Here is a 26,933-nt window from a genome sequence, read left to right on the forward strand (position 1 = left end):
AATTTGAACCTGGCCTGTAACGTAAGGAACTGCCCGAATGAGTAATAGCGCAGCCAATGTGGATACCTGTTATGGTCCCGTTAGCGCAGAAGTGCTGGAGCGAGCCAAAGCTGTCCGCTTGCTGATTTGTGACGTTGATGGCGTAATGTCTGACGGCCTGATTTTCATGGGAAATAATGGCGAAGAATTGAAAAGCTTCAACGTGCGCGATGGCTATGGGATCCGTTGCCTGCTGACTTCAGATATTGAAGTGGCAATCATTACTGGGCGCAAGGCCAAATTATTGGAAGATCGTGCTAAAACGCTGGGCATCCGCCATCTTTATCAAGGACAGTCTGATAAGCTTTTGGCCTTCCGCGAACTGTTAGATACACTATCGCTGCAACCTGAGCAGGTTGCCTATATTGGTGATGACTTGATCGACTGGCCGGTGATGGAGAAAGTCGGTCTCTCCGTTGCTGTTAACGATGCCCACCCGATCCTGCTACCCAAAGCTGATTATATTACGCGCATCGCAGGTGGACGCGGTGCAGTTCGTGAACTGTGCGATTTGATTTTAATGGCACAGGGCAAGCTGGAGGACGCCAAAGGGCTGTCGATATGAGCAAAACAAGACTTTGGATGACTCTGTTGCTGGGCCTGCTGGTTTTGGTGCTGATTGGCTGGACGATATCGGATAACGATAATAAAGCGCCTGCACCTCCGCTGAATACACAGGATCCAACTTATCAGAGCCAGCACAGCGTAACAGTGGTGTACGATCCGACCGGCAAACTGAATTACAGACTGGTGTCCGAGCAAGTTAAATATTATACGACCGATCTCGTGTCATGGTTCACCAACCCGGTCGTGACGACGTATGATCCAGACACCAGCGTCGCGACCTGGACTATCCGCTCCGATCGCGCAAAATTGACCAACGATAAAATGTTGTATCTTTATGGTCACGTGCAAATTGATAGTCTGACGCCAACAACGTCACAGCTGCAAAGAATAAAAACAGACAATGCCCAGGTTAACCTGGTCACACAGGACGTAGCGTCAGACGACGAAGTCTACATTTACGGTACAGGTTTCACCTCTAACGGCATGCGAATGCGTGGAAATTTGAGGAATAAAACCGCACAGTTGATCGAGAAGGTAAATACTAATTATGAAATTCCAAGCAAAAAATAAAATCCGTAACCTGTTGATTACCACCTCGCTGTTAGCGGTAAGCATCCCGGCGCTGGCGTTGAAAACCGACACGCAGCAGCCAATGACGGTCACTTCTGACAATCAGGCTGTGGATATCAATACCAATACCGTGACCCTTACGGGCAACGTTGTGGTCAAGCAAGGTAGTATTCTGGTTCATGCCGATCGCGCGACCATTGTTCGCCCTGGCGGTCAATCTGGCAAAGAAATCGTCGAAGGCTTCGGTAACCCGGTGACTTTCTACCAGATGCAGGACAACGGCAAGCCGATTCAAGGGCACTCCCTGAAAGTCCGCTATGAAGTTGACAAAGATCTGATTACGCTGACAGGCAAAGCTTATTTGCAACAGCTGGACAGCAACGTTACAGGCGACCGCATTACCTATCTGGTGCAGCAGCAGCAGATGCAGGCATTTAGCGACAAGGGCAACCGTGTAACCACCGTGCTGATACCTTCTCAGCTTCAGGAAAAAACCCCAGCTCCTGGCGCACCGGCTGCAGCACCGAAAAAGAGTAAATACTAACTTATGGCAACATTAATTGCAGAAAACCTGGCTAAAGCCTATAAAGGCCGCAAAGTTGTTGAAGACGTGAGTCTGTCAGTCAAGTCAGGCGAAATCGTCGGCTTGCTGGGGCCAAACGGCGCAGGTAAAACCACCACCTTTTATATGGTGGTCGGTATCGTTCAACGCGATGCAGGGCGGATTGTGGTTGATGACGAAGATATCAGCCTGCTTCCACTCCATACTCGTGCCCGTCGCGGGATTGGCTATCTGCCACAGGAAGCCTCAATTTTCCGTCGTCTGAGCGTGTTCAAAAACCTGATGGCGGTGCTGGAGATTCGTGAGGATCTCAACAAAGAACAGCGCGTTGCTCGTGCCAATGAGCTGATGGAAGAGTTTCATATTTCCCATCTGCGCGACAGCCTTGGGCAATCACTGTCAGGCGGTGAACGTCGTCGTGTAGAAATCGCTCGTGCATTGGCCGCCAATCCGAAATTTATCCTGCTGGATGAACCGTTTGCGGGTGTTGACCCAATTTCAGTTATCGATATCAAAAAAATAATTGAACACCTGCGTGACAGCGGGCTTGGTGTGTTGATTACCGACCACAACGTCCGTGAAACGCTCGATGTGTGCGAGCGTGCTTATATTGTAAGCCAGGGGCATCTTATTGCTCACGGCACCCCTGCAGAAATCCTGCAGGATGAGCAAGTTAAACGCGTTTATCTGGGCGAAGCGTTCCGTCTTTAATCATCTAAGTTATCGGCGAATTTTTAAAAACGGAAAGAATCCAAGATATGAAGCAAGGTTTGCAACTCAGGCTCAGCCAACAATTGGCAATGACACCGCAGCTACAGCAGGCAATTCGCCTGTTGCAGCTGTCCACGCTTGAACTCCAGCAAGAGATACAATTGGCGCTGGAAAGCAATCCGCTGTTGGAACAATCCGATCTGCACGATGAAATAGACTCAGTAGAAACCCCTGAAAACGAAGCGCTTGATACCCGCGAAGCCCTCGAGCAGAAAGACATGCCCGAGGAACTTCCACTCGACGCCACCTGGGACGAAATCTACACCGCAGGTACGCCTTCGGGCACCGGCAATGATTACAGCGACGACGAGCTGCCGGTCTATCAGGGTGAAACTACTCAGACTCTGCAAGACTATCTGATGTGGCAGGTCGAACTGACCCCCTTCACCGATACCGATCGCGCTATTGCAACCTCGATTGTTGACGCTGTCGATGACACCGGCTATCTCACCATATCTTTGGACGACATCCTCGAAAGTATTGGCGATGAAGAAGTCAGCATGGACGAGGTAGAGGCGGTGCTCAAGCGCGTACAGCGTTTTGACCCGGTCGGCGTAGCGGCGAAAGATTTGCGTGATTGTTTGCTGATTCAGCTATCGCAGTATGTTTCTGAAACCGTGTTTTTGACCGAAGCACGCCTGATTGTCAGCGAACATCTCGATCTGCTGGCAAATCACGATTTTCGTGCGCTGATGCGTTCAACACGTTTAAAAGAAGATACACTTAAAGGTGCCATGCAGCTGATCCAGTCTCTGGACCCAAGGCCTGGACAGTCGATCAACACCGGTGAATCCGAATATGTCATTCCAGACGTGCTGGTACGTAAAGTAGGCAAAATCTGGACGGTAGAATTAAACTCAGACAGCATTCCACGCCTGAAGATCAATCAACAGTACGCCGCGATGGGTAATTCAGTGCGTAACGATAGCGACGGACAATTTATTCGCAGTAACCTGCAAGAAGCCAAGTGGTTGATTAAAAGTCTTGAAAGTCGCAATGACACATTATTGAAAGTGACACGTTGTATTGTTGAGCAGCAGCAGGCATTCTTTGATCTCGGTGAAGAGTTTATGAAACCCATGGTGTTGGCAGATATCGCCAGTGCCGTGGATATGCACGAATCGACAATCTCCCGTGTGACTACGCAAAAGTTCCTGCACAGTCCGCGAGGCATTTTCGAATTAAAATATTTCTTCTCCAGTCATGTAAGTACGGATAGCGGTGGTGAAGCCTCTTCCACGGCAATCCGCGCACTGGTGAGAAAATTAATCGCGGCGGAAAACCCCGTCAAACCTCTGAGCGACAGCAAGTTAGCCACTATGCTATCGGATCAAGGCATTATGGTGGCACGACGCACTGTAGCGAAATACCGAGAGTCTTTGTCAATCCCGCCATCAAACCAGCGTAAACAGTTGGTTTGACCTCAACAGAGAAGGAAGACATCATGCAACTCAATATTACCGGGCATCACGTAGAAATTACCGAACCTCTGCGAGAGTTTGTGAACGCAAAGTTTGCAAAACTTGAGCAGTATTTTGACCGTATTAACCAGGTCTACGTAATATTGAGCGTTGAGAGAGTGCAAAAAGTGGCGGAAGCTACGTTGCACGTGAACGGGGGTGAGTTGCATGCAACCTCGGAACATCAGGATATGTATGCCGCTATCGATGGACTGGTAGATAAACTGGCCCGACAGCTTAATAAGCATAAAGACAAACTGAAACAGCACTGATCCTTAACTTTATATCGGTTCGCTATTTTTATCTTTGGTACTTGAAATTGCTACTAAAACAGGTGCAAATTCAAGTTAAGAGGGTAAAGTGCGAGCCGATAAATCTTTGGGATCAGTCTAAGTGAAAATGAGATGATTAACGATACAGCACTGCAGTTGACCTCGGTATTAAATGCCGAATGCACCAAGAGCAACGTTCACTGCGCCAGTAAAAAACGCGCACTGGAAATCATTAGCGAACTGGCAGCCAAACAGCTGAACCTCTCGCCACAGGTGATTTTCGATGCCATTCTGACCCGTGAACGCATGGGCAGTACCGGGATTGGTGCTGGGATCGCGATCCCTCATGGAAAACTCGAAGAAGACACGTTGCGAGCCGTTGGCGTATTCATCCAACTCGAACAGCCGATTGCTTTCGACGCAGTGGATAATCAGCCGGTGGACCTGCTTTTTGCCTTGTTGGTTCCTGCAGATCAATGTAAAACCCATTTACATACTCTGTCTCTGGTCGCCAAAAAGCTGGCTGATAAAGCAGTGTGTCGACGTCTGCGCGGGGCACAAAGCGACGAAGAGTTATTCCAGATTATTACCGAAGACGAGTAGCACCCCTATAACTTGAAAGACAAAAGTATTTTTGGGAGAGAATATAATGGTGCTGATGATTGTCAGCGGCCGTTCTGGTTCCGGGAAGTCCGTTGCCCTCCGTGCGCTGGAAGATATGGGCTTTTATTGCGTTGATAATTTGCCGGTCGTTTTACTGCCTCAGCTCGCCAGAGAGTTGGCCGAACGTAATACTTCAGCCGCAGTAAGTATCGACGTGCGCAATATGCCAGAGACGCCTGAAGTTTACGAACATGCCATGACTCAGCTTCCGGACAGCTTCTCGCCACAGCTGCTGTTTTTGGATGCCGATCGCAACACGCTGATCCGTCGCTATAGCGATACTCGGCGTCTGCACCCTCTTTCCAGCAAGAATCTGTCTCTTGAAAGCGCGATTGATCAAGAAGCCGAGCTGCTTGAGCCATTGCGTTCAAGCGCTGACCTGATTATCGATACTTCCGAGATGTCAGTGCATGAACTGGCTGAAATGCTGCGCACCCGTTTGTTGGGCAAACGCGAGCGCGAATTGACGATGGTGTTTGAATCCTTTGGTTTCAAACATGGCCTTCCTATCGATGCAGATTACGTGTTCGACGTTCGTTTCCTGCCAAATCCACATTGGGACCCGAAGTTGCGCCCGATGACCGGCCTGGACAAACCCGTTGCCGCCTTCCTCGATCGCCATACTGAAGTTCATAATTTTATCTATCAAACGCGCAGCTATCTCGAGCAATGGCTACCGATGCTGGAAACCAATAACCGTAGCTATCTAACGGTAGCAATCGGTTGTACGGGGGGTAAGCATCGATCGGTTTACGTGGCCGAGCAGCTCGCGGACTATTTTCGTTCCCGTGGCAAGAACGTACAGTCCCGCCACCGCACGCTTGAAAAGCGCAAATCGTGACAGTTTCTCTTTATAACGGTAAAAGTTATGTCGATAAAACAAAAGGTTGAGATTAAAAACAGGCTGGGAATGCACGCAAGACCGGCCATGAAGCTGTTCGAGTTGGTACAAAGTTTTGAATCGGAAGTGATGCTGCGTAACGACGCGGGTATTGAGGCCGAAGCAAGCAGCGTTATTGCGTTGCTGATGCTCGATTCCCCTAAAGGTCAAGAAATTGAAATCGAAGCCACCGGTCCCGATGAAGCAGAAGCGCTGGAGGCTGTCATCAACCTGATAAATTCAGGGTTTGATGAAGACTAAGCCTTTTGACAGGGCCGCAGACGCCGCCCTGTTTGAGAAAAATCCTTTTAAATTCGGCTCAAACAATCTATCGCAATCTCCTTGAAGCTATCGAAGCTCTTGCTGGTTAACAGGCGGCTCATCGATCTCTCGCGCACGAAAGTGACAAACAGATCATAAATCGCCATTGCTTCTTCATAATCGGCCTTGCTTATCGCCAGCAGGAAGATGACATGCGCCGTTTCGCCATCCCCCCATTTGATGCCTTGGGGTGAGAGCACGGTAATTACCACCGTTTTTTTGGCCAACAGTCCTAACGAGTGCGGCAGCGCGATCCCTTCACCCAGCATGGTCGAAACAATCTCTTCGCGTTCAACCACCGAAGGGTGAAACTCCTCATCAACATACCCCTCTTCCTCAAGCTGGCTGCACACTTTACGGAACAACTGCGCCTGAGTCATAGGTTCATCAAGGCGCATAAAGTGGCGCTGGTCGAAAAATTTTTCCAGCATATATGGCCGCGTACGGTCCACTAGCACCAGTTTTCCCAATTGCTCCATCTGGAACTCAGTCGGGAATGGAGAAAGGACCACCACCGGCTTATTACGCTCTGCAACGCGCGCATTGGCGATGATGAAATCTTCGTCGATATGCTGAAGCTTTTCGTAATCTCGCAGCGAAATAACGCGAGTAATAACAATTTGTGGGAATTTTCGGCTAATCTGAGCCTGGATCATCCGAATGGTGGAATTACCGGTGTCGCACACCAGCATCGCCTGTGGATGGCGCTGATAGCCGATATTGTAATGCCGCTCAAGTCCGACACCGATATGCAGCACCAGGAAGCCAATTTCATTTTCGCTCAGACTATAAGGGGTATATTTTCCCCAGCTTGAAACGGCAGCCAGCGTAACGTCGTAAGCCATCGGATAATGCTGTTTGATGTTATTCAGCAGCGGATTAGGAATATTGATCTGGTATTTAACCCGAGTGATCATCGCTTTGATGTGAGTCAGCAAATCTGATCGAAGCTGCTTATCACCTTGCAGATCATAGTTATAGTGAGCATTGATATACGACAAGATATAATCGACCAGCGACTCCTCGTCGTCAGCGTTAATATCAGTGGGTAGAATACTTTGTACCCTTCTGGCCGCAATATTTACCCGCAAATAAGCCTCTTCGGCAGCAGGAATTTCTTTACCGACCATTCTTTTCAGCTCGGCGGCTAGCATAACCGAGATATTCTTCACGCCCGGCTCTTGCTCTTCCGCATCGAAATCAGTCAGCGGATACCCACCGGCAATGCGCTTCACCGCCACTGCGCAATAAAGAATCAGATACTTTTCGCCTTCGTCGGTCAGTTGAATCGACGACTGCAACAGTAGCTGATGCATAAAATCGGTCAGTGGCTGGAGTGCCTCGGGTTCGAGGCTTTCAGCCTTGAGGAACGGGCTGATTTGATCATCGCTGTTAAGCTGAAACAGCAAATCGGTAAGGCAGGCGCGGATAGCCAGTTCGGAGCCAAACAGCTTCATGCCGTAACGCGGTTTGGCCTCGATATTCAAATGGTAACGCGCCAGATGCTCACGGACATCGGGCATGTCATTTTGCAGGGTTCCCCGGCTGACAAACCATTCGTCGGCCAGATCTTCCAGTTTTAAGGAAAAGGAGGAGGTGAGAAAGCGGATAAGCAACCGGTTTACCCGCTCGGCAGCACTGCGCGGCGTCGGGTTAGCAGGCCGCGCGGGCTGCTGCAGCATGGAAAACAGCGCAGCATCGTCCACTTTCAGCTGATAGCCGCTGCCGCGATTATGCACAAAGCACGCGCCGTATTGCTGCATGATTTCGTTCAACGCGGTGACATCGGCGCGCACCGTGCGCGTCGAAACGGCCAGGCGTTTCGCCAGCTCATCCTGAGGCAGCGTTTCCGACTGCAAGGCATCAAACAATACGGCTAATCGTTGATAGGGAAATCTCACCATAAACCTTCTGTTATCAAGGCACCATGACCATCTGCGACGGACTGCCAACCGCAGTATAATCGTCGACAAAAATTAATTTTCCAGTACTGCTCTCAACTTTGAATCGAGTGATGTTATCGCTGCGCTGATTCATGGCATAAACGTATTTGCCGTCGGCGGATAACGTCAGCGTGCGCGGATAATCGCCTCGCGTCCAGAACTCATCGGCCCAGTGCATGTCACCGCTGCCGGTGACGTTAATTTGCGCAATGCTGTTGTGCAGGCGATTCGCGACATATAAATGCTTGCCGTCTTTACTGAGTACTATCCCGGCTGCAAAGTTGGTCCCTTTGAAGTTGGGCGGTAGCGTGGAAAGACTCTGCAGCTGGGTGAGCGTGCCTTTGCTCTTGTCGAATCGATAACTGGTCAGAATCGAGGCTTCTTCATTGACCAAAAATACAATATTTCCGTTGGGATGGAACACGAAGTGGCGTGGACCTGCTCCCGCAGATGAGGCATTGATAAACGGCGGATCGTTTGCCACCAGCTGACCATCTGCCGGATTAAGCTTCCACTGATAAATTCTGTCCAAACCAAGATCGGTTGAGAAAACAAACTTGCCGCCAGGAGCGGTGGCAATCATGTGGGCATGAGGACCATTATGATCGCTGATGGCAAAGCTGCCCTCGGCTGCCGCAGCGGGTTTTCCCGCGCCCGCAGGACCAGAATCCTGATGCACCGAACTGGCATCACTCAGCTTGCCGCTGCTGTCAATGGGGAAGGCCGCCACGACACCGCTTATATAGTTCGCGACCAGCAGATGATCCCCTGACGGAGTCAGTGAAAGATATACCGGACCCGCACCCTGGGAATCGACCTGATTAATCAGGCTCAGGCTGCCATCTTCGGGATTAATATGATAGGCGGCGACTGAACCGTGCTTGCCGCCGTTGTAATTGTCGACTTCACTGCCGACATACAGAGTTTTGCCCTGATGCCCCACCACCATCTGCGACTGGTTCGGCAGTTGGCTGACCAAGGTCTTGTCGCTCAGCGCCCCAGATTTGGCATCAACCTTAAAGCGATAAACGCCTTCGCCGTTCGGGTTGTAAGTGCCTACATAGGCATAATGAGATGTCTCGGGAGTCATTGCCTTCTCTGCTGCATACAGCGGGGTGGCAGAAGCTGCCAGCAACGCTGAGGTTAAACCTGAAATACGTAGCCAGTTTCTCATAGTTCCTCTTATGCTTTTAATGGAAAGAACAACCGCTTACAACCCGAAAAATCCGATCAGGCCAAAAGCCTTTTCACACTCGCCAGCAAGGTTCTGACATCTTCAGGGCGGGTGTTGCCGCTGGCACTGTCGATAATCGAGCTATAAATATGTGGAATGATTTTGCTGACTCCGGCTTCAAGAGCGATTTCCATAATCGCTTCGAAATTTTCCAAATCGATACCGCCGGTCGGTTCCAGCCAGAAATCCTGCTCCGCGCAGGCGCGGGCCACACAGGCAAACTCTTCACGAGTTTTCAGGCCGCCCATCGGGAAATATTTCACCGAGCTGCCACCCATGTCTTTCAGCAGCGCGATTGCCGTGTCGACAGGTACAATGCCGTCGCTGGCAGTTGAACTCAGTGGGCCAGTGGAAATTTTTACCAGACCCACTTTGCCGGTCGGGGAAATCAGTCCATTGACCACGCTGTCGTTTTGGCCCAGCAACGCGCGGCTGGTGCCGACGCCGGTAAATACCTGATTTACGTGCTGTGGTTGAACCTGCCGAGAAATTTGACTGACCATTAGAGACTGACGCGGATCGCCCGCCCCCAGTCCAACGGAAAGCGCGTTTTCAATTAGCGCGGCATACTCTTTCATGTCTGCCACGGCACTCTCGACGTCGGCGTAATTCTTTGACAGCACGCCAACCAGCACGTGACCTTCAGCCGCCTGATAAATTTCACGGGCATTATCTTTCGAACCGGCGAGCACGTTGAGGCAAACGCGATCGCGATAAAAATTCGGGGTCAGCTTCATGCTTTCTCTCCACTAAACAAGGCTTTAAAACACTCGGCTACGGTAACCAGTTGCGACGGCGTTACACTACGGACATCGACGTCAATCTTTCCTTCATTGGCGCGATAGCCACGGAAATAAATCGCAATTTCGCCCGTCTTCATCGCATCGACAATGGCCTTGGTTTTCCACCCTAGCTGCGCTTCGTCAAAGGTGATTTCTGTACGCGCAATATCACGCCCGGCACTGTCCCACACTACTTTGGCCGAAACTCCGTCCAAATCGTTAAGGCTGTTGATAAACGGCGTCATTTTATCGACCATTTCCTGGCCGGTAGTTTTTGGCTGGCTGATGTAACTTTCGATCGCCTGAGTTAGCCCAAGAATGCCCTCTTTGCCGACCTTCATGGCACGGCCAATCCCGTTGGATTGCAGCTTCACCCATTCAACGTACTGCTTTTTGCCCAACACCAATCCACTGGTCGGGCCTTCCAATGCTTTTGCACCGCTGTAAATCACCAGGTCTGCGCCCATCTGGTAGTAGCAGGTCAGATCTTCTTCTGCCGCTGCATCAACGATCAGCGGGAGTTGGTGTTCGCGAGCCACTTCAGCGGCTTCGGCCACCGACAGAATGCTTTTCTGTACCGAGTGATGGGATTTGATATACAAGATGGCTGCGGTACGCGCTGTGATGGACGCAGCCAGCTGTGCAGCAGAACATTCGTTGGCATAACCGGCCTCGATCACTTTACCGCCACCCATGCTGACCATGGTCGCAACCGGCGCGCCGTAGTTAACGTTGTGACCTTTAGGCAGTACGATTTCATTGGCCACGGTCAGTGGTACGGCATGCAGATTTTCCAGTAACCAGGCATCGTCTTTAATAATGATGGCCGCCACGGATTGCGCGATGCCCGCCGAGGCACAGGAAACCACAACCGCGTTTTCAACGTTCAACAGTTTGGCAATATAGGCGCCGGTCTTATTGACCAGATCTTTCATTTCGAAAAAATGATTCAGACCATAATTTACGACTTCAGCCACGTCCGCACGCGGAGTGGACACGCCGAGAATCGTCATGCGGCCAGAGGCATTAATCACTTGTTTTAAATCATACTTTTCATAGATTGAAGACATTTTTTGACTTCCCTTCATCCGTTAATATCGGCTCACCGGCAACAACCGCCGCCAGTGGCACCAGAATGCGGTCGCCCTTGACCGACTGACCTTCTGAATCGACAAATATCTGCGGTGCATGCTCAACGGCAAACAGTGTCAGATCGGCATCACCGCCCACTTCAAGGCGACCTTTATTGGGCAGGCGCAGCGCTTGCGCGGCATGACTGGTAACACAATCAATAACTTGCGCCAGCGTGAGGCCAACGCTAAAGAATTTAGACATCACCGTCGCAAGACTATGCACCGGGCCGTTGATCCGATTGCGGCAGTAAATATCCGAGCTGATGGTGTGCGGAATAATGCCCTGCTTGATCGCCACTTCGGCAACCGCAAAACTGAAGCTCGCTGAACCATGCCCGACGTCCAACCTTACGCCGCGTTCGAGTGCGCGTTTGATCGCGTCGCGCAGCTGTCCTTCCGGGGTCAGAATGCGATTAGGCTTACCGTTAAAGCAGTGGGTGATAATGTCGCCTGATGCCAGCAGGTCGGCGATCTCATCCAAATTGGGTGGGTTGTTACCAATGTGTACCATCAACGGCAGCTGATTGTTTTCCTTCTGAATTTCTTTGGCGCGCACCAGAGGTTGAATACCATTTTTGCCCACGACGCTGCTGCTCATCCGCGCTTTGAGGCCAATGATAAAACCAGGATTGTTGGCAATCGCCTGACGGACACCCACCTTGTCTATCTGTGTCATGTCGGCCAGTTCGTTTTGCGTGACAATACCGGTGCGGGCAATGTTCAAAAAGGCGTAGACGTTAGTTTTGGCATCGCGAGTAATACGATAGAAATCATCGACATCGTTCGCACCAGTGCTACCGGCATCGATAACCGTGGTCACACCGCTGGCGACTCCGATCAAATCAGGTTCATCGTGATAAATCGGCGATTTTGGATAGCAATGCACGTGGGAATCGATCCACCCTGCGCTGACCCAACATTTGCCCTCTAAATCGAGGATTCTCCTGGCGCTTTCTGTGGTAGCAAGTTGGCCAATTGCCGCCAGCTTGCCGTCCAGAATCGCAATATCAATCAGGCTGCCGTCTGTTTTTTTGGCTTGTCTGACAATCAAATCATACATACGGCATTTCTCCTTGAAACCTGTGCATTTTTAGACCATTACAGTGAAATCGGGAAGATGGCCCCAAGGATCATTGCACCGAGGATCGCGCCGCCAGTCAGCGGTTTCTTCCAGAGATAGAACACCAGCGCGCCCAGCAGTGATCCCAAACCGATCGGTATCGAGGCCGAAATTGCAGACAGGATAATCAGTGGCCCGAGAAAACGCCCCGTGGTATTGCCTGCGCCCATCATCACGTCAGCGCCGTAAGTCGAGTTACCCTGATTGATGGTGAACTTACGTGCCAAAATAATGATGTAACCCACGGCCAGTCCGAGGACTAAACCCGTTACCAGTGAAGCCGCGAAGTTGGTCACCGGGAACAGGATCCCCGAGCCTAGCAGCAGCGCGGGAACGCCGAGGCCGATGCCGGTTTGAATGGCGCCGCCGATGTCCAGAATCCCCACCAGCGAGCCTTCAATGATGCGCGCAAACAGGAAGCTGGCACCGAAAGCGGCTACCGCGCCATATACGCCGGTGTCCATGCCCGAACGCAACATTGACACAAACGCCACTTCGTTGAAGGCACCGATGCCGTATAGGTAATACATGTGTGTACCGGCAAATACCCCGGCGGAAAGTAGCCCGACAAAGATCGGGAATGACCACTCGGCGTACCAGAAACCGGTTTTGGCTTGTTCTTCCATTGTCATGAACCCCTTATTTGCCGCTGAGTGAGTTGTGAATGCCGTTCAGCCAGGTCGGCACGTTGAGCATGAAGGACTGCAACAGTTTGACGTCGAAGCCACGGAAGAAGCCGCTAAGCACGAACAGCGCGATAATAGCGCCCATCATGACTTTAGTGACGTGGTTCCAGCCGCCCTCTTCTACGCCTTTGCCGATCAGGATCCCCAGTACCAGACCCGGCACAGCATTGCCCATGATCAACTGAGCCAGCCCACCAAAAATGGTGCCCCAGAAGCCGGAGCGACGGCCTGCATCGATAGCCGCAAGCCAGAAAATTACCGGCATTACGGTGTTAACCAGCAGGTTGGCCGCAGGCACCAGCACCTTGATGGCGGTAACCTGCAATGCAGGCGGTACGGCAGAGGCCGTGGTGTTCAGGAAAGCCACCACGATCATGCCGATGATGCCACCCGCGATCGCCATTTTGCGCGGATCGTGCAGGGTTTCGGCCACGTTGCGATTTTTCATCATCAACACGGCCGCGGCCCAGTTTGGAATAATGCGGTGGTCGACATCCTGCGTGAAGGAACCGGCCGCCACTGAGGACGCCCAGGCGTTGAAGAAGAAGCCCAGTCCGAAAGAGAAGTGTGAGGCAGGATCGCCTTCACAGGAGTTGAGTTCCCCAAGCGTACGAAAAGCCCCCATTCCTTGCACGGTCGGAGCATGGAACATACGTGCAGCACCTGCACCTACGCCAACCCCTACCAGTCCGCCGATAATAAGCGACTTAAATAAGATAATTAGAAACATCAGGTTATCCTTGTGATTATATTGACTCGTGCGGGCAAGGTTGCATTCTTTGCAGAGGCAGCATTAAACCTGTCGAGCCTTTATTTCTTGGTGAATATGACCTGCTCAGTATTAATTACTGTCATGTTGACGGTAATATCTAACGCCACGTGATAACTCTTCCTTTCTCTTGGCAGAAAAAAGAATAAAAACTTTTCGTGAGTGATCTTCTCTTCTGCTGTAATGACTTTGACGTCCTGCGGCTCAATGCGCAGCAAAATATTATCAGTAGATTTAAGAACGGTTCGTTGTACCTGACTCAACGCCGACGAAAAAGCCGCAGCCTTGGTTTCGCCTTTGCCCTCAACTCTTACCGTCGTGGTTAATTGTTGCTTCATTACGATTGGCCATTTTTCTTAATGTAAGTTTCAACTAATCTCTGACCCAGCTCTTCTTTATCCATAAAGCCAAAACCCAATACAGTGCAGCCTTCGTTAATTGCCGTCACGCCTTCATCCACTGAACGCATGCCGTGTTTTGCTTTATATTTATATTTATTTTGTGCCGTGATAGCACCCGCGCCGCCGCTGCCGCAGAAAGAGATACCAAAGCTGGCTCCTTCCGCGTTCATCACGTCGCCCAGTTTCATATCAGCTGCAACGCCAGGAATAACAATGGCTTTCCCGCCCGCGGCTTCCACACCTGCAGCAACTTTCTGGCCTTTACCTAAGCGATCTCCAATTACTACGATGACTTGTCCCATTATTTGAATCTCCAGATAAGTTGTTTATTAATTTGTAAGGTTAAAAATAAAAGTCGATCAGTGATTATTGTCTTTCGCCACTTCAAAATGTACCGAGAGTAAATACGCTTCCTCAATCGGTAAATTTCCTAGCCAATTGACCACCTCTTCGGCCATCTTCATTGACTCTGGCGAAATTTCATCAAAAAGTTCCTTTTCAACCTCGGGTAAAGGTTCGCCGGTAATTGAGCGTAACACCATCGCTTTTACATGAGAGGTCAACATCTGCTGCTGAACGTCATTAGTAAATATATTCTCGGCATTCAACATTCGTTGAATATCTGCTAATAACTGCTCGGTTCTTTCTGGCGCATCTTTTAATTCAAGTGCATTATTCATAACAATCTGCTCTGCCCCTTTTACAGATGCGATCCTATTTTTACTGACAAAATGCGTGCTCTAAAATGATGTTATGGCAATAACCTTTCATCTGTTCTTACCCTACTCGCAGGGACAAGACCTGTGTAGACTGTTTTTTTCCAGTTCAAACTGGAAATAGCGGGCATCAAGTAGATCTATTTCTCAAAAATAGAATACCTGAGTTAGATGAGCTGGCTGGATCGGATTTGGCAGTGTAAATGACTGGAAAATACTGGATGGGAGACGCTGGCCTCCCACCCTAAATCATTTCGTAGGTTATTTGAATTTCTTATGGTTTTCGTTGCGAATAGCTTTAAGACCATCGGCCTCTTTCTTGGCATCGGCCATCTTACCGGCATTAGCCAGCTCAGACGCCTTGTCAATGTGGCTAATCAGATTATCCAGACCTTTGTGGTAATCCTGAATCTCTGGGCTGTTATCGGGTTTCGAGTCCAGTTTTGGTGGCTTGGATTTTTTGGCATCTTCCGCCGCGGCTTTCATTTTCGCCAGACCGGCAATAAAGTCGGCTTTATTATCGGTTTTCATGACTTTACTGTAGTTATCGGAAATGGTGTCCATATCCGTTTCTAAATCTGCCGCCAGCGTCTGTACGCTCCAACCCAGCAGTGCCACTGTAGCTATTGCAATCACATGTTTGTGCATGCTCACCTTCCATTTGTATTTTTATAGGAAATAACGACATTATTTGTGTGACTATTGCTGTTATTAACATAGATGTAACAGCGGCAAAGTGGCATCAGTTTTTTGTAAAGAATATTCAGAACGTGAAGTCGTGCAGAGGGGAGAACAGCGACGAATGGCACGCCGCTGTTTGAAGATCCTGGAAAATTATTCGCCGGCTATTTTCATCTCTGGCAGGATAATCGAACCACACTGGATATTGCTGCGGGTTTCAATGTCGCTGCCGATGCTGACCATATTACGCAGCATATCTTTCAGATTACCGGCGATAGTGATTTCACTTACCGGGTACTGAATCTCACCGTTTTCAACCCAGAAACCGGCTGCGCCACGGGAATAATCTCCAGTAATGCCGCTTACCGCCTGCCCCATCAATTCAGTCACCAGCAGGCCTTTATCCAGCTTGCGCAGCATCGCGTTAAAGTCATCACCCTGACCCGCAATGCGCCAGTTATGGATGCCGCCCGCATGACCCGTAGTTTGCAGACCCAGTTTACGCGCCGAATAAGAGGTCAACAGCCAGGTTTGCAGAACGCCGTCTTCGACGATATTACGACGGTGAGTGCGTACACCTTCACTGTCGAACGGCGTAGACGCCAGCCCTTGCAGCAAATGCGGATGCTCTTCAACGGTAATCCAGTCTGGCAGAATCTGTTTGCCCAGGCTATCGAGCAGGTAGGACGATTTACGGTAAATACTGCCACCGCTAATGGCCCCGACCAGATGACCAAACAGGCCTGTCGCGACTTCGGCTGCAAACATCACCGGTGCTTTCATGGTCGGCAACTTGCGAGGACTCAAGCGTGACAGGGTGCGGCGTGCGCATTCGGCACCCACCCACTCAGGACTTTTCAAGTCATTGATTGAACGAGCAATGGTATAAGCGTAATCGCGTTCCATATCGCCGGCCGCTTCTGCAATGACCGATGCCGAAAGCGAATGGCGCGTCGAGCAGTAGCTTTGTAGCATCCCGTGACTGTTGCCAAATACGCGAAGACCATAGTGACTGTTAAAGCTGCCGCCTTCGGTGTTAGTGATGCGTTTATCCGCAGCCAAAGCCGCTTGTTCAGCGCGTGCGGCCAGCTCAATCCCGCGATCGGCGTCCAGTTCGGTAGGATGGAAAAGGTCGAGATCCGGTGCTTCGAAAGCCAGCAGCTCTTTATCGGCCACGCCTGCAAAAGGATCTGGAGAGGTGTAGCGTGCGATATCCAGCGCCGCCTGCACGGTACGTGCGATAGCATCGGGGCTCAAATCGGTCGAGGACGCGCTGCCCTTGCGCTGCTGATAATAGACAGTAATGCCCAGTGCACCATCGCTATTGAATTCAACGTTTTCAACTTCGCCAAAACGGGTGCTAATCCCGATACCGGTAGTTTTACTGACCGCCACTTCCGCACCGTCAGAACCGGCTTTCGCTAACTCCAGGGCCTGCGCTACGGCCTGTTCCAGCGTTTTACGTTGCTCTGCCACTTGAGTGGTTACGTTCATCAGCCCGCCCTTCTTTTGAATAAGGTTTTAAGTAAAAAGTTGGAGTTAATTAGTTCCATATTCTTCAGAGTCTAACAGAGACTTAGTACAATTTCGCATTCCGGCTGGGTCTTTTGTTGCCAACCGTGCGATAATGCGGCCAAGAATTTTAAGGATCCATAATGACTAAGAAAATAGAAGACTGGCTCGACGATGTTCCTGAAGAGGACAACGAAGAAGATGAAGAGATCATCTGGGTCAGCAAAAGTGAAATTAAACGCGATGCCGAAGCACTGAAAGATCTCGGTGCCGAGATGGTTGATCTGGGTAAAAACTCACTCGACAAACTGCCACTTGATGAAGATCTGCGCGCAGCGATTGATTTAGCTCAGAAAATTAAAAAAGAAGGCCGCCGTCGTCAGCTGCAACTTATCGGTAAAATGCTGCGTTCGCGCGACATAGACCCGATTCAGACTGCGCTCGACAAGCTTAAAAACCGCCACAACCAACAGGTTTCGCTGTTCCACAAGCTTGAAGTACTGCGTGACCGTCTGGTTGAAGAAGGCGACGATGTGATCCCGACCGTTCTGGATCTCTATCCTGAAGCCGACCGCCAACAGCTGCGTGCTCTGGTGCGTAACGCGCAAAAAGAGAAAGCTGCGAACAAGCCACCCAAGGCTTATCGCCAGATCTTCCAGTATCTTCGTGAGCTTGCCGAAGCCCGGGACTAACCTGCGTTATTGAAGCTGTAGCTGTGTTGGCCGCGCTCACTCACCCGAATCACTGACCTGTGTCAGCTCATCGGGATTCGTTTGCTTGCCGCCTTGCTACAGCGTCAATTACTGGGTTATTCCATTGGATGACTAAATGATTGAATAATGGTTAGTTTCTGAAAAATCATAGTTCAACATTCAGGTACGCTAACACAGCTACAGCTTCAATTACGCAGGGGAAAAAGATTGAAGGTGAAGGCACCGTCTAACTCCTCCTCCGCCTCTTCAAACAACAGCACCAGTGAACCGAACTTGCGTTTACGGGCAGCATTCAGATTTGTGAAATCAATTTCGACCGGCAGCTCAATGCTACCTGTAACCTCATCCCATAAGGCATCAAGATTGGCACCGAAATGATCGCCGATACCGAACTGGCGGGCAAAATCGGCATAGAAGGCTGCCAAGTCGGGGATATGATTGAAATCGAAGACCACTTTTTTCATTTGATTTACTCCACCCGCACAACATTCTTGTAGTGATCGCGACTGACATAAATCAGGCCATCATTGGCAAATAATATGCGATCGGCACCGCGTCGTCCGCAGTGATAATTAATATCCGCTTCACGCCAAACTCGACCGGGCGCAGACGGCAGCGTTTTCTCGCGATTGGAGAAACGATCGCCACCGATTGCCTTGCCCGGCAATACCTGACAAAGATTGCCGGATCGCGCGTCCCATCCAGCCTGGCGTGCCTGTTTCTTGGTGACAAAATAGTCTGGTAGACGGTGATTCTGCTGCAAATAGCTGACCACGGTATTCTCCGCCGTCAGCGATTCAATATTCCCTTGCGCAGGATGGAAAAAACTCATTTTCGCCGATGCACTGCCGCAGAACATGACCAGCAGCCCCGCCAATAGCAAATGAGCCCGAACCCACGTGTTTACTGCTCTCATTGTCACCTACTTTCTAAATTAAACCATTTACGTTACAGATTACCCAGATGCAGAGTTTTAACCTGTAAATACTCTTCCAGCCCCAACACTGAACCTTCACGGCCCAGCCCGGACTCTTTCACCCCGCCAAACGGGGCCACTTCCGTTGAAAGAGAGCATTCGTTAATGCCGATCATGCCGCTCTCGATGGCTTCGGCAACGCGGAACACTCGCTGGAGGTTTTGCGAATAGAAATATGCGGCCAGACCAAACTCGGTATTGTTGGCTCGCTCAATCACTTCTTCCTCCGTTTTGAAACGGAAACAGGCAGCCAGCGGGCCAAAGGTCTCTTCGGCGGCGACTTTCATCTGGTCATTGGCGAGGCCAATCACCGTAGGTTGGAAAAAATTCCCCCCCAGCTTGTGACGTTCGCCACCCACCAGCAGTTTTCCGCCGTGTTCTAGAGCATCTTTAACGTGTTCTTCGACCTTTTCAAGACCTTTAATATTAATTAACGGACCGACGATAACTCCTTCGTCCATGCCATTACCTACTTTAAGTTTGCCAACTTCCTCGGCCAGACGACTGACAAAGGTGTCATAGATACCGTCCTGCACGTAAATTCGGTTAATCGAGACACAAACCTGGCCGGAATTACGGAATTTACAGGCTAGGACGCCTTCCAGTGCGGCATCAATATCGGCATCGTCAAAGACGATATAAGGAGCATTGCCGCCCAGCTCCATCGACACTTTTTTCATGGTGTCGGCGCTGTTACGCACCAGGGTTTTACCTACCGCAGTCGAGCCTGTGAAAGAAATTTTGCGCACCGCGCTACTGGCCATAATGGCGTCACTGATGGCTGAAGTGTCTCCGGCAACACCATTGAGCACGCCGTCCGGCACGCCTGCCTGCTTAGCCAGCTCCAGCAGAGCAAAGGCTGACAGCGGCGTATTGTTGGCCGGTTTGATTAATCCGGTACAACCGGCGGCCAATGCAGGGCCAAGCTTACGAGTCAGCATCGCCAGCGGGAAATTCCACGGCGTGATAGCCGCTACAACCCCAACCGGCTCGCGAGTTGCCAGAATCCGGGATCCTGCTTTTACCGGCGGGATGATTTCACCGTTGGCGCGTTTTGCCTCCTCGCCAAACCATTGCAGGAAGCTCGCGGCGTATTCGACTTCACCCAGCGCTTCCTTCAGTGGCTTGCCTTGCTCGGCAACCATCAGTTCGCCGAGAAACTGTTTATTCTCCAGCATCAGTTGATACCAGCGATTGAGGATCTCGGAACGCTGTTTTCCCGTTTTTTTACGCCAGGCCGGGAATGCGTCGCTGGCCGCCTTAATCGCCGCTTCAGTTTCGGCTTTGCCCGCCCGCGCGACTTTCGCGACAACTTCACCCGTTGCAGGGTTGTCGACATCGAAAGTTTCACTGGCAGTTTTCCACTGGCCAGCAACAAAATAGCCAGTTTTAAACAAATTGTGTTCGGAAATTTTCTTCTGTTGAGCAGACATAATGAGTGTTTCTCCTGAACGAGGGCCGTCGGTTTCTGGCCGTAAAACCAAAGATAATTAATGATTAAGTATAGTCATTAAAACCCTCACTGTAGGCGTATCTACTCAGCGCACTGTGCTTTTCAGAAAGCTTAACCCCAGTCTTTCATGCTACTTTTTAACCAATTTCTGCTATATCCCCCATCGCTTGCCGGAGTCCTTGCGCACTATTTCGGTGCAATGCGGCTTATAAATAGCACGCAAATAATGCGAATAACCTCTATATGCAGGCTATTAGTACAATTCTATCGGCTGTTTAACAGTCTGGCACGGTTCCTGCTCATTAGTTTTATGCATCAAAAAGGGATGGTTGATGTTTCTTAAAACGTTAACAGAGATGGTTTCTGTCATTCATCAAATTCTATACCCTAAAGAGGACCGCTATGACTCAGGGGACATTGAAAAAAAATTAGGCCTGGTGGATCTTACCCTATTGGGTGTGGGTTCAATGATTGGCTCAGGGTGGCTCTACGCGGCACTGACAAGTTCTGGGTATGCAGGAGGTTTAACCGGTTGGGCGTGGTTACTTGGCGCCGTAATGGTGTTGTTGATTGGTTTGGTGTTTGCTGAACTCGCTGCGGCAATTCCTCGCGCTGGCGGCTTTGTGCGTTATCCGCAGTACACTCACGGCAACGTGGTGGGATTTGTTATCGGCGTCAGCTCGCTGCTGGCCTACACCTCCACAGCAGGGGTTGAGGTTGAGGCTGTGCGTCAGTACGCAATGTACTGGTGGCCGGCGTTGGGTAACACCGACAGCAGCCCGACGACTCTCGGTTTCATTATGCAGATTCTCCTGCTGGTAGGCTTTTTCCTGCTGAACTACTGGAGCGTCAAGTTCTTTGGCCGTATCAATACCATCATTACTACCTTCAAATTTATCGTTCCGGTAATGGTGATCATCACGCTGTTTGGTTACTACCACGGCGCTAACCTTGAGGTTCCCGGCACCAATCCTGGCGGCGCGCACGGCGTATTCTCTTCTCTGACCGGCGCAGGCATCGTGTTTGCCTACCTCGGATTCCGTCAGGCCGTGGACTTTGCCAGCGAGGCGAAAAATCCGCAGCGCAACATTCCTATTGCTATCGTTTTGGCAATCGCCATCAGCTTTGTGGTTTATATCCTGCTGCAATTTGCGTTCATGGGCGCGGTGCCAACCGACCTGCTGAGCACGCACGGCTGGGTTGGCCTGAAAAGCGTCTTCCAGTCTCCTTATGCCGATCTGGCACGCAGTCTGGGCATTACCTGGTTGATTAACCTGATCTTGATCGATGCGGTCATCTCTCCAGCAGGTACCGGTAACATTTATCTCGCGGGTGCTTCGCGCGTGCTGTTTGCCTGGGCGAAGAATGGACACCTGTTCAACATCTTTGCAAAAGTTGATCCTAAGTCCGGCGTTCCGCGCGGTGCGCTGTGGCTGTCGCTGGTTCTGGCCATTGCCTGGACTCTGCCTTCCGAGTTCCAGGTTTGGGGTGGACTGATTGGTGCGGTAACGTCGGCAACGGTGTTTACCTATTTGCCGGGTCCGGTCAATGCTGGCGTGCTGCGCGCTCGTCTGCCAGGTCTGAAACGTCCGTTCAAACTGCCGGTCTTTGGCCTGATCAGCCCATTGGCGTTCATCGCCAGTAGTCTGCTGATTTACTGGAGCGGCTGGTCAGTGAACATTCTGTTGATCCCGATTCTGCTGATTGCCTGGGTTGCTTACGTAGTGTTCGGCAAAAAAGATGAGAACTTCGGACGCGATGTTAAGAGCTCAATCTGGCTGCTGGTGTACTACCTGGTAGTGCTGGTGCTGTCTTATCTGGGCACATACGGCGGTATCAACGCGATTTCCAGCCCGATGGATATGGTGCTGCTGATCATAGTAACGCTGGTCTGCTACTACTGGGGCGTTGCTTCAGGTCATGAAACGCTGGTGATTCCGCACGATGAAGATGAACCAGAGGATGATGTCACTCCGGTGAAGGTAAAGTCTGCCTATCAGTAATCATCAAGTAAAAGAAAAGGCTGACACCGCGAGGAGTCAGCCTTTTTTATTGGTCGCTGTTCAGTGATTACTGCAAGAACGCGCGCTGATAATTATTTAACAAATCGCATAAACGCCTGACCGGCTCAGTCACTTTGAGCGGCGCATCGTATTCCACCAGCTTCTGCTGATACTCACTCATTTCACTCAACAAACGCTGATAATAATATTCGCGTTTGCCCTCACTCTGAGATGAAACCACGCGATCGGCAGTATTACGAATTCGTTTATGAAACGCCGACAATTCTTCATTAACCGGGACTTCGGCAATCTTTAAACGTTGATGGGCAATAATCAGTTGCAACGCCAGACGGTATTTCCCCATGTCGTTCGGGAACAGAACCAACAGCTGATTCAACTGGTGATAAAGCGCAGGAAGATGGTTCTCACGACGGCGATAGGCTTTGGTGGTCAACGCGGAAACAGCACTGCTCACGAAGCGGTTAAGCAGCGTACGCCCGGTTTTATCACGCGATTTATCGCGAATTAGCATCAGTACCAGCAATGCAATTACGCAGCCGATCGCCTGACCGGTGGCATTGTCCAAAAATGTCGAAATATTGAATTTCATTGGATTGCTGAGCACCAGAATATTGATGCTACCGACCAGCAGGCCCAAAATCCCCAGACGACGTTTTTGCACCTCTATTCCGCAGATAAAAATACAAATCCCCAGCGCCAGCAACAGCAGGAACAGGCTTTGCTGAGTCGCGGGCATAACCACGGAATATAAAAGCCCACCGATAGGAATGGCGGCCATCATGCCGATCAAAAAGTCCATCGCCATCATTTTCGGGTTCGGAGTGCGCATCGCCAGCGAGGTGATAACCGCAATAATGACCACCGCGCCTGAGCCGGAAGTCCAGCCGGTCCATAACCACAGTAAACAGCCCGCGGCGCTGGCAACAAAAGTACGCAGCCCGTTAATCAGCGCGTGGTGCATTTCAGCTGAGGCAGGCTTGATCACCACTTCACTGTTTAGCACGTTGCTTTCTGTACTGCTGATACTGCCGTTGGTATGTATGCCTTTGATCATCAACAATGCGCGGCTGGCGGAACCAATCCACGAATAAAGAGGTAGTGCGACGTTTTCCTCTGTCAGATCATTACCAATCTTGCGCAGTCGCTTAAGGATTTTACGCACGTCATCCTGATTTTCGATAGGTTCATTGACCAGTAGAACAATCTCGGAAGGCACCAGCTCTGGCGTGGTCTGCATAATAATGAAGGTTTCGCAGGCTTGAGTGATCATGCTCAGCGACAGGCTATGTAACGCCTTTATGCGCCGATTTACGCGCTGCCAGCGGGAAGACTCCATCATCAGGCTGGTTCGCATCCCATTGATTGCAGTGGAGCTTTTAACCAGGGTATTCCACGCCTTGTCGATATCTTCTTTTTCGGCCTGATTCAGGCTGAGTTTGAGCAATTTAAAATGGTCGAGCATCAGCTGGTCTACGGCACGATCGATATCTTTTTTGATCGAACGAGGAGAGAACAACAGATCGGCCACGATCGCGGCAACGATGCCGACGACAATTTCGCTACAGCGTTCAACGGCAAACTGCGGAGTTTCGGTAAGGTTAGATGAGGCGAGCACCACAATGATTAACGCGGTATAACCGGCCAGTCCTAAAGCATAGGAGTTTTCAACGCGAACGATTGAAGACCACCAGGTGCAAAAGCCTGCCCACAGGCAGCACACCAGCAGCATCAGTGCTGGTGCACGAGCAAAGGTCATTACGATAGTAATTGCGGCGATACAGCCAATAAAAGTGCCGATAACACGTAATATCCCACGATGCCGAATTGCCCCGGCAAACGGCTCGCCGCCGGCGACCATGGCGGGTCCGGCGGCTACGATGGCAGCGGTCATCGCCGACCATCGAGGGGTTTCCAGATTCAGATAAAACCCAAACACCAATGCGCCCAGGATAGCAAAAGTCAACTTGCAGGCAAATCGCATGCGCAACAGAGATGGGCTAATCATTTATTTTCTCTTAGCCAAACTCGCGCAGGCGGTGCAGGAATTTGGTAAACCATGAGCCATTTTCTGCTCGGTCGTGCTCACCAGCCACTACAACTGTCGCCGTGGTGCCTGCCGGGTACGGGTGTTTTTCGTCCATATCATTCAAAGTGATTTTTACCGGTACGCGCTGCGCCAGACGAACCCACTCGAGGTTGCTGTCGATACTTGCCAGGCCATCACTGGAATCGGTGCTGCTGCTGTCTGTCACCGCTGCCGCAACGCTGTTCACAGTACCGTGCAGAACTTTATTGCTGCCCAGCGGGGTGATTTCGACACGATCGCCAAGTTTAACGCGAGCCAGCTTGGTCTCTTCCATATACGCCAGTACATAGAAGGTGTGCTCTTTAACCAGCGCGATAGTAGTCTGGCCGCGAGTCACGAAGTCGCCTGGGTGAACGGTCAGGTTAGTGACCCAGCCATCAGCCGGAGCAACCACGGTAGTACGCTGCAGATCCAGCGCCGCTCCTGCTGCTGTTGCCTTGGCTTTCGCCAGCTGTTGCATGGTAGTTTGCAGGTCGTTGGTTGCCTGTTCGATAGCTTCGATAGACATTGCCTGAGTACCAAGTTTTACACGACGAGTCGCTTCGCGTTTTTTCTCGTCTGCCAGCGCCTGATAATAGGATACGTCGGCATTTGCCTGAGCCAATGCCACCTGATAACGCGGCTGGTCAATCGTGAACAGCACCTGGCCCTTGCTCACTAATTGGTTATCTTCAACAGGAACGGAGGTGACCAGCCCGGCAACGTCTGGAGCCATGGCTACAACGTCAGCGGTAAATTTTGCGTCACGCGTCCAAGGTGATTCTGTATAAAAGACCCAGGCACGGAAAATCGCGATGGCGGCCAGGACCACAATGATAAACGTTATTGCGTAACGTATTATTTTTATTGAAATGTTTTTCACGACAGCCTCAGACGAAAATGCAGGATATTAGATAGAAGAGACAGCAATACAATGCCGTATTAAATAATGCCGGATGCCAGACAAAATCATAAATCCCGGTAGGTGTCAAAATTCGGCGCAGTATGAAAAATATCGCTAGCGCCAAAAGTATTTCAAAGAACACCGGGGGAAACGACAATCCGAAAATCACCATTACCGGAAGCAAACTCATGGATATTTCCTTAGACTCTTACCACAAAGGTAGTGACGCACAGCAACCCTCATATTATTTATTAATTTTAACATTAGCGCGCGTTTTTGATTCAAAATTTTCAACAATACCAGCGCACTTCGAGAGAAAAATCTCTAAAGGTTGCGCAGAGGGGTAATGTAGGATTGCCAGAAAAGTCGGCGGAGGTAAGATACTTAATTTTACTGCATCCGAACTTGAGGCTTTTATCTCGACCAGTATATTAGCCTGCTTATTATCAAGACATCAACATTCTGTGATCACAATCACTTTTAAGCTGGGCTTAACAATGGACCGATTAAAACGCATGTCAATCTTTGCTCAAGTGGTTGAAAGCGGCTCTTATACCGCTGCAGCGCCTCGTCTACAAATGAGCGTTTCCGCCATTAGCCAAAGCATCTCCAAGCTTGAAAATGAATTACAAATCAAGTTGTTAAACAGAAGCACTCGCAGTCTCGGCTTAACTGAAGCGGGTAAGATTTACTACCAGGGCTGCCATAAAATGCTGCATAACGTTCATGAAGTTCATGAACAATTGTATGCGTTTAACAACACACCAACGGGTACATTACGCATCGGCAGCTCCTCGACAATGGCACAAAATGTCCTTGCAGCAATGACGGTCAAGATGCTCAGCGAGTATCCAGGCCTGACCGTGAATCTGGTAACGGGGATTCCTGCGCCGGATTTAATTTCTGACGGGCTGGATATTGTGATTCGCGTCGGTAAATTGCAAGACTCGAGTTTGTTCTCAAAGCACCTTGGCTCAATGCCGATGGTGGTTTGTGCGGCGAAAAATTATTTGACCGAGAACGGTAAGCCTGAAGCTCCGACAGACATGGTAAATTTTTCGTGGCTGGAATACAGCATTCGCCCTGACAGTGAATTTGATCTGGTTTCACCTGAGGGTCAACCGATTCGTATCAGGCCGGAGGGGCGTTTTGTCTCCAACGATCCGCAAACCATCATCCGCTGGCTAACGTCGGGCGTGGGTATCGCCTATATTCCGCTGATGTGGGTGATTGATGAGATTAACTCAGGAGAGGTCGAGATTCTGTTTGGTAATTATCAGTCGGAGCCGCGCCCGGTTTACGCCTTGCATACGGAAAAGGACAAGCTGCCGTTGAAAGTGCAGGTGTGCATTAATTATCTGACGGAATATTTCAAAGAGGTGAGCAAGGTTTACCGCAAGCACCGCAAACGAGAGCCGGGGGCGAAATAAGAACCTTTCCACTTAAAAGGATTTTACTGAACAACATAAAGTTTAATAAACGAGGCCTTGGTGTTGCCATTCGGCAGCAAGAGAGCAAATCCCCAGGAGCTTACACAGGTAAGTGACCGGGGTTTGCGAACGCAGCTAACGCAGTACTGGCTTCAAGTAAGAAGATTATACCAAATAATCAAGTAATTGGAGTCAGAGCAAGGCAGCAAGAGAGCAAATCCCCAGGAGCTTACACAGGTAAGTGACTGGGGTTTGCGAAAGTAGCTAACGCAGCACTGGCTTCAAG

The 26,933-nt window shown here is 50.4% G+C and carries 31 protein-coding genes; 13 read left to right on the top strand and 18 right to left on the bottom strand.

From position 1 onward, the window contains the following. Nucleotides 1–37 precede the first annotated feature (37 nt). From kdsC to npr, 9 genes are all read left to right on the top strand, one after another. Complete coding sequence (kdsC, locus tag SPM24T3_RS01300; RefSeq protein WP_009634874.1) at nucleotides 38–604, top strand: 3-deoxy-manno-octulosonate-8-phosphatase KdsC; 567 nt, start codon at nucleotides 38–40, stop codon at nucleotides 602–604. After that, nucleotides 601–1,176: an LPS export ABC transporter periplasmic protein LptC gene (gene lptC / locus SPM24T3_RS01305; protein ID WP_009634875.1), complete on the top strand. Its 576-nt coding sequence runs from the start codon at nucleotides 601–603 to the stop codon at nucleotides 1,174–1,176. Before kdsC ends, lptC begins: the two co-directional genes overlap by 4 nt. Then, a complete protein-coding gene (gene lptA / locus SPM24T3_RS01310; RefSeq protein WP_009634876.1) occupies nucleotides 1,154–1,720 on the top strand; it encodes a lipopolysaccharide ABC transporter substrate-binding protein LptA in 567 nt (188 codons plus the stop codon). The genes lptC and lptA overlap by 23 nt, the downstream gene beginning before the upstream one ends. A 3-nt stretch (nucleotides 1,721–1,723) precedes the next feature. Continuing rightward, nucleotides 1,724–2,449 carry an LPS export ABC transporter ATP-binding protein gene (lptB, locus tag SPM24T3_RS01315; RefSeq protein WP_009634877.1) on the top strand — a complete coding sequence of 242 codons (726 nt, stop codon included), beginning with the start codon at nucleotides 1,724–1,726 and terminating at the stop codon, nucleotides 2,447–2,449. Between the two features lie 47 nt (nucleotides 2,450–2,496). Then, complete coding sequence (rpoN, locus tag SPM24T3_RS01320; protein ID WP_009634878.1) at nucleotides 2,497–3,930, top strand: RNA polymerase factor sigma-54; 1,434 nt, start codon at nucleotides 2,497–2,499, stop codon at nucleotides 3,928–3,930. A 23-nt stretch (nucleotides 3,931–3,953) separates the two neighbouring features. Beyond that, on the top strand, nucleotides 3,954–4,241 hold the full coding sequence (hpf, locus tag SPM24T3_RS01325) for a ribosome hibernation promoting factor (RefSeq protein ID WP_009634879.1): 288 nt from the start codon (nucleotides 3,954–3,956) through the stop codon (nucleotides 4,239–4,241). A 132-nt stretch (nucleotides 4,242–4,373) separates the two neighbouring features. Beyond that, entirely contained in the window at nucleotides 4,374–4,844 is a 471-nt protein-coding gene (ptsN, locus tag SPM24T3_RS01330; protein ID WP_009634880.1) for a PTS IIA-like nitrogen regulatory protein PtsN, read from the top strand. Nucleotides 4,845–4,890: 46 nt separating this feature from the next. Next, a complete protein-coding gene (rapZ, locus tag SPM24T3_RS01335) occupies nucleotides 4,891–5,745 on the top strand; it encodes an RNase adapter RapZ (protein ID WP_009634881.1) in 855 nt (284 codons plus the stop codon). 27 nt (nucleotides 5,746–5,772) lie between these two features. Beyond that, complete coding sequence (gene npr / locus SPM24T3_RS01340) at nucleotides 5,773–6,045, top strand: PTS phosphocarrier protein NPr (RefSeq protein WP_009634882.1); 273 nt, start codon at nucleotides 5,773–5,775, stop codon at nucleotides 6,043–6,045. Between the two features lie 47 nt (nucleotides 6,046–6,092). On the opposite strand, the gene SPM24T3_RS01345 is transcribed toward npr, so the two are convergent. The 12 genes from SPM24T3_RS01345 to pmbA form a co-directional block, all read right to left on the bottom strand. Next, nucleotides 6,093–8,009, bottom strand: a complete 1,917-nt coding sequence (locus SPM24T3_RS01345; protein WP_037377295.1) for a transcription antiterminator — start codon at nucleotides 8,007–8,009, stop codon at nucleotides 6,093–6,095. Nucleotides 8,010–8,022: 13 nt separating this feature from the next. Further along, the gene (locus SPM24T3_RS01350; protein WP_009634884.1) at nucleotides 8,023–9,222 is read right to left on the bottom strand and encodes a lactonase family protein; all 1,200 of its coding nucleotides are present in this window, start codon (nucleotides 9,220–9,222) and stop codon (nucleotides 8,023–8,025) included. A 56-nt stretch (nucleotides 9,223–9,278) separates the two neighbouring features. Next, nucleotides 9,279–10,019 carry a KDGP aldolase family protein gene (locus tag SPM24T3_RS01355; protein ID WP_009634885.1) on the bottom strand — a complete coding sequence of 247 codons (741 nt, stop codon included), beginning with the start codon at nucleotides 10,017–10,019 and terminating at the stop codon, nucleotides 9,279–9,281. After that, on the bottom strand, nucleotides 10,016–11,134 hold the full coding sequence (locus tag SPM24T3_RS01360; protein WP_009634886.1) for a DgaE family pyridoxal phosphate-dependent ammonia lyase: 1,119 nt from the start codon (nucleotides 11,132–11,134) through the stop codon (nucleotides 10,016–10,018). Before SPM24T3_RS01360 ends, SPM24T3_RS01355 begins: the two co-directional genes overlap by 4 nt. Then, complete coding sequence (locus tag SPM24T3_RS01365) at nucleotides 11,118–12,257, bottom strand: amidohydrolase/deacetylase family metallohydrolase (protein ID WP_009634887.1); 1,140 nt, start codon at nucleotides 12,255–12,257, stop codon at nucleotides 11,118–11,120. The genes SPM24T3_RS01360 and SPM24T3_RS01365 overlap by 17 nt, the downstream gene beginning before the upstream one ends. A gap of 38 nt (nucleotides 12,258–12,295) precedes the next feature. Further along, nucleotides 12,296–12,943 (bottom strand): DUF4310 family protein, encoded by a 648-nt coding sequence (locus SPM24T3_RS01370; RefSeq protein ID WP_009634888.1) that lies wholly within the window; start codon nucleotides 12,941–12,943, stop codon nucleotides 12,296–12,298. A 13-nt stretch (nucleotides 12,944–12,956) separates the two neighbouring features. Beyond that, nucleotides 12,957–13,733, bottom strand: a complete 777-nt coding sequence (locus tag SPM24T3_RS01375) for a DUF4311 domain-containing protein (RefSeq protein WP_009634889.1) — start codon at nucleotides 13,731–13,733, stop codon at nucleotides 12,957–12,959. Between the two features lie 80 nt (nucleotides 13,734–13,813). Beyond that, complete coding sequence (locus SPM24T3_RS01380) at nucleotides 13,814–14,110, bottom strand: DUF4312 family protein (protein WP_009634890.1); 297 nt, start codon at nucleotides 14,108–14,110, stop codon at nucleotides 13,814–13,816. Then, the gene (locus SPM24T3_RS01385; protein WP_009634891.1) at nucleotides 14,110–14,475 is read right to left on the bottom strand and encodes an SFCGS family glycine-rich protein; all 366 of its coding nucleotides are present in this window, start codon (nucleotides 14,473–14,475) and stop codon (nucleotides 14,110–14,112) included. The genes SPM24T3_RS01380 and SPM24T3_RS01385 overlap by 1 nt, the downstream gene beginning before the upstream one ends. A 57-nt stretch (nucleotides 14,476–14,532) precedes the next feature. Next, nucleotides 14,533–14,853, bottom strand: a complete 321-nt coding sequence (locus tag SPM24T3_RS01390; protein ID WP_009634892.1) for a PRD domain-containing protein — start codon at nucleotides 14,851–14,853, stop codon at nucleotides 14,533–14,535. 297 nt (nucleotides 14,854–15,150) lie between these two features. After that, on the bottom strand, nucleotides 15,151–15,537 hold the full coding sequence (cybC, locus tag SPM24T3_RS01395; RefSeq protein ID WP_009634893.1) for a cytochrome b562: 387 nt from the start codon (nucleotides 15,535–15,537) through the stop codon (nucleotides 15,151–15,153). 186 nt (nucleotides 15,538–15,723) lie between these two features. Then, a complete protein-coding gene (gene pmbA, locus SPM24T3_RS01400; protein WP_009634894.1) occupies nucleotides 15,724–17,064 on the bottom strand; it encodes a metalloprotease PmbA in 1,341 nt (446 codons plus the stop codon). Between the two features lie 161 nt (nucleotides 17,065–17,225). Here pmbA and yjgA point away from each other — a divergent pair, with 161 nt between their 5' ends. Next, nucleotides 17,226–17,774 (top strand): ribosome biogenesis factor YjgA, encoded by a 549-nt coding sequence (yjgA, locus tag SPM24T3_RS01405; RefSeq protein WP_009634895.1) that lies wholly within the window; start codon nucleotides 17,226–17,228, stop codon nucleotides 17,772–17,774. Nucleotides 17,775–17,980: 206 nt separating this feature from the next. Here the strand turns inward: yjgA and SPM24T3_RS01410 are convergent, their stop codons facing one another. The 3 genes from SPM24T3_RS01410 to SPM24T3_RS01420 form a co-directional block, all read right to left on the bottom strand. Beyond that, on the bottom strand, nucleotides 17,981–18,259 hold the full coding sequence (locus SPM24T3_RS01410; protein WP_009634896.1) for a barstar family protein: 279 nt from the start codon (nucleotides 18,257–18,259) through the stop codon (nucleotides 17,981–17,983). 5 nt (nucleotides 18,260–18,264) lie between these two features. Continuing rightward, entirely contained in the window at nucleotides 18,265–18,654 is a 390-nt protein-coding gene (locus SPM24T3_RS01415) for a ribonuclease domain-containing protein (protein WP_237712955.1), read from the bottom strand. An 89-nt stretch (nucleotides 18,655–18,743) separates the two neighbouring features. Beyond that, nucleotides 18,744–20,204: an NAD-dependent succinate-semialdehyde dehydrogenase gene (locus SPM24T3_RS01420; RefSeq protein WP_009634898.1), complete on the bottom strand. Its 1,461-nt coding sequence runs from the start codon at nucleotides 20,202–20,204 to the stop codon at nucleotides 18,744–18,746. A 376-nt stretch (nucleotides 20,205–20,580) separates the two neighbouring features. On the opposite strand from SPM24T3_RS01420, the gene SPM24T3_RS01425 reads away from it, so the two are divergent. Then, nucleotides 20,581–22,227 (top strand): APC family permease, encoded by a 1,647-nt coding sequence (locus tag SPM24T3_RS01425; RefSeq protein WP_050956128.1) that lies wholly within the window; start codon nucleotides 20,581–20,583, stop codon nucleotides 22,225–22,227. Nucleotides 22,228–22,294: 67 nt separating this feature from the next. Here SPM24T3_RS01425 and aaeB read toward each other — a convergent pair whose 3' ends face one another. Genes aaeB through aaeX form a run of 3 tightly spaced genes read right to left on the bottom strand, consistent with a single transcriptional unit; the run spans nucleotide 22,295 to nucleotide 25,407 of the window. Next, nucleotides 22,295–24,253, bottom strand: coding sequence for a p-hydroxybenzoic acid efflux pump subunit AaeB (gene aaeB / locus SPM24T3_RS01430; RefSeq protein ID WP_009634900.1), 1,959 nt, complete (start codon nucleotides 24,251–24,253; stop codon nucleotides 22,295–22,297). A 10-nt stretch (nucleotides 24,254–24,263) separates the two neighbouring features. Next, nucleotides 24,264–25,196: a p-hydroxybenzoic acid efflux pump subunit AaeA gene (gene aaeA, locus SPM24T3_RS01435; protein WP_009634901.1), complete on the bottom strand. Its 933-nt coding sequence runs from the start codon at nucleotides 25,194–25,196 to the stop codon at nucleotides 24,264–24,266. A gap of 7 nt (nucleotides 25,197–25,203) precedes the next feature. Continuing rightward, on the bottom strand, nucleotides 25,204–25,407 hold the full coding sequence (gene aaeX / locus SPM24T3_RS24450) for a p-hydroxybenzoic acid efflux pump operon protein AaeX (protein WP_009634902.1): 204 nt from the start codon (nucleotides 25,405–25,407) through the stop codon (nucleotides 25,204–25,206). On the opposite strand from aaeX, the gene SPM24T3_RS25685 reads away from it, so the two are divergent. Further along, on the top strand, nucleotides 25,319–25,564 hold the full coding sequence (locus SPM24T3_RS25685) for a hypothetical protein (protein WP_192807925.1): 246 nt from the start codon (nucleotides 25,319–25,321) through the stop codon (nucleotides 25,562–25,564). The two genes, aaeX and SPM24T3_RS25685, sit on opposite strands and share 89 nt — an antisense overlap. Nucleotides 25,565–25,714: 150 nt before the next feature. Further along, nucleotides 25,715–26,647, top strand: a complete 933-nt coding sequence (aaeR, locus tag SPM24T3_RS01440) for an HTH-type transcriptional activator AaeR (protein WP_009634903.1) — start codon at nucleotides 25,715–25,717, stop codon at nucleotides 26,645–26,647. Nucleotides 26,648–26,933 lie beyond the last annotated feature (286 nt).

The organism is Serratia sp. M24T3 (genome assembly GCF_000257645.1).
GTDB lineage: Bacteria > Pseudomonadota > Gammaproteobacteria > Enterobacterales > Enterobacteriaceae > Rouxiella.

Excerpts from the sequence above, each read along its gene's own strand:
- kdsC (WP_009634874.1), top strand. The coding sequence starts at position 38 with ATGAGTAATAGCGCAGCCAATGTGGATACCTGTTATGGTCCCGTTAGC.
- lptC (WP_009634875.1), top strand. The coding sequence starts at position 601 with ATGAGCAAAACAAGACTTTGGATGACTCTGTTGCTGGGCCTGCTGGTT.
- lptA (WP_009634876.1), top strand. The coding sequence starts at position 1,154 with ATGAAATTCCAAGCAAAAAATAAAATCCGTAACCTGTTGATTACCACC.
- lptB (WP_009634877.1), top strand. The coding sequence starts at position 1,724 with ATGGCAACATTAATTGCAGAAAACCTGGCTAAAGCCTATAAAGGCCGC.
- rpoN (WP_009634878.1), top strand. The coding sequence starts at position 2,497 with ATGAAGCAAGGTTTGCAACTCAGGCTCAGCCAACAATTGGCAATGACA.
- hpf (WP_009634879.1), top strand. The coding sequence starts at position 3,954 with ATGCAACTCAATATTACCGGGCATCACGTAGAAATTACCGAACCTCTG.
- ptsN (WP_009634880.1), top strand. The coding sequence starts at position 4,374 with ATGATTAACGATACAGCACTGCAGTTGACCTCGGTATTAAATGCCGAA.
- rapZ (WP_009634881.1), top strand. The coding sequence starts at position 4,891 with ATGGTGCTGATGATTGTCAGCGGCCGTTCTGGTTCCGGGAAGTCCGTT.
- npr (WP_009634882.1), top strand. The coding sequence starts at position 5,773 with ATGTCGATAAAACAAAAGGTTGAGATTAAAAACAGGCTGGGAATGCAC.
- SPM24T3_RS01345 (WP_037377295.1), bottom strand. The coding sequence starts at position 8,009 with ATGGTGAGATTTCCCTATCAACGATTAGCCGTATTGTTTGATGCCTTG.
- SPM24T3_RS01350 (WP_009634884.1), bottom strand. The coding sequence starts at position 9,222 with ATGAGAAACTGGCTACGTATTTCAGGTTTAACCTCAGCGTTGCTGGCA.
- SPM24T3_RS01355 (WP_009634885.1), bottom strand. The coding sequence starts at position 10,019 with ATGAAGCTGACCCCGAATTTTTATCGCGATCGCGTTTGCCTCAACGTG.
- SPM24T3_RS01360 (WP_009634886.1), bottom strand. The coding sequence starts at position 11,134 with ATGTCTTCAATCTATGAAAAGTATGATTTAAAACAAGTGATTAATGCC.
- SPM24T3_RS01365 (WP_009634887.1), bottom strand. The coding sequence starts at position 12,257 with ATGTATGATTTGATTGTCAGACAAGCCAAAAAAACAGACGGCAGCCTG.
- SPM24T3_RS01370 (WP_009634888.1), bottom strand. The coding sequence starts at position 12,943 with ATGGAAGAACAAGCCAAAACCGGTTTCTGGTACGCCGAGTGGTCATTC.
- SPM24T3_RS01375 (WP_009634889.1), bottom strand. The coding sequence starts at position 13,733 with ATGTTTCTAATTATCTTATTTAAGTCGCTTATTATCGGCGGACTGGTA.
- SPM24T3_RS01380 (WP_009634890.1), bottom strand. The coding sequence starts at position 14,110 with ATGAAGCAACAATTAACCACGACGGTAAGAGTTGAGGGCAAAGGCGAA.
- SPM24T3_RS01385 (WP_009634891.1), bottom strand. The coding sequence starts at position 14,475 with ATGGGACAAGTCATCGTAGTAATTGGAGATCGCTTAGGTAAAGGCCAG.
- SPM24T3_RS01390 (WP_009634892.1), bottom strand. The coding sequence starts at position 14,853 with ATGAATAATGCACTTGAATTAAAAGATGCGCCAGAAAGAACCGAGCAG.
- cybC (WP_009634893.1), bottom strand. The coding sequence starts at position 15,537 with ATGCACAAACATGTGATTGCAATAGCTACAGTGGCACTGCTGGGTTGG.
- pmbA (WP_009634894.1), bottom strand. The coding sequence starts at position 17,064 with ATGAACGTAACCACTCAAGTGGCAGAGCAACGTAAAACGCTGGAACAG.
- yjgA (WP_009634895.1), top strand. The coding sequence starts at position 17,226 with ATGACTAAGAAAATAGAAGACTGGCTCGACGATGTTCCTGAAGAGGAC.
- SPM24T3_RS01410 (WP_009634896.1), bottom strand. The coding sequence starts at position 18,259 with ATGAAAAAAGTGGTCTTCGATTTCAATCATATCCCCGACTTGGCAGCC.
- SPM24T3_RS01415 (WP_237712955.1), bottom strand. The coding sequence starts at position 18,654 with ATGTTCTGCGGCAGTGCATCGGCGAAAATGAGTTTTTTCCATCCTGCG.
- SPM24T3_RS01420 (WP_009634898.1), bottom strand. The coding sequence starts at position 20,204 with ATGTCTGCTCAACAGAAGAAAATTTCCGAACACAATTTGTTTAAAACT.
- SPM24T3_RS01425 (WP_050956128.1), top strand. The coding sequence starts at position 20,581 with ATGGTTTCTGTCATTCATCAAATTCTATACCCTAAAGAGGACCGCTAT.
- aaeB (WP_009634900.1), bottom strand. The coding sequence starts at position 24,253 with ATGATTAGCCCATCTCTGTTGCGCATGCGATTTGCCTGCAAGTTGACT.
- SPM24T3_RS25685 (WP_192807925.1), top strand. The coding sequence starts at position 25,319 with ATGAAAAATATCGCTAGCGCCAAAAGTATTTCAAAGAACACCGGGGGA.
- aaeX (WP_009634902.1), bottom strand. The coding sequence starts at position 25,407 with ATGAGTTTGCTTCCGGTAATGGTGATTTTCGGATTGTCGTTTCCCCCG.
- aaeR (WP_009634903.1), top strand. The coding sequence starts at position 25,715 with ATGGACCGATTAAAACGCATGTCAATCTTTGCTCAAGTGGTTGAAAGC.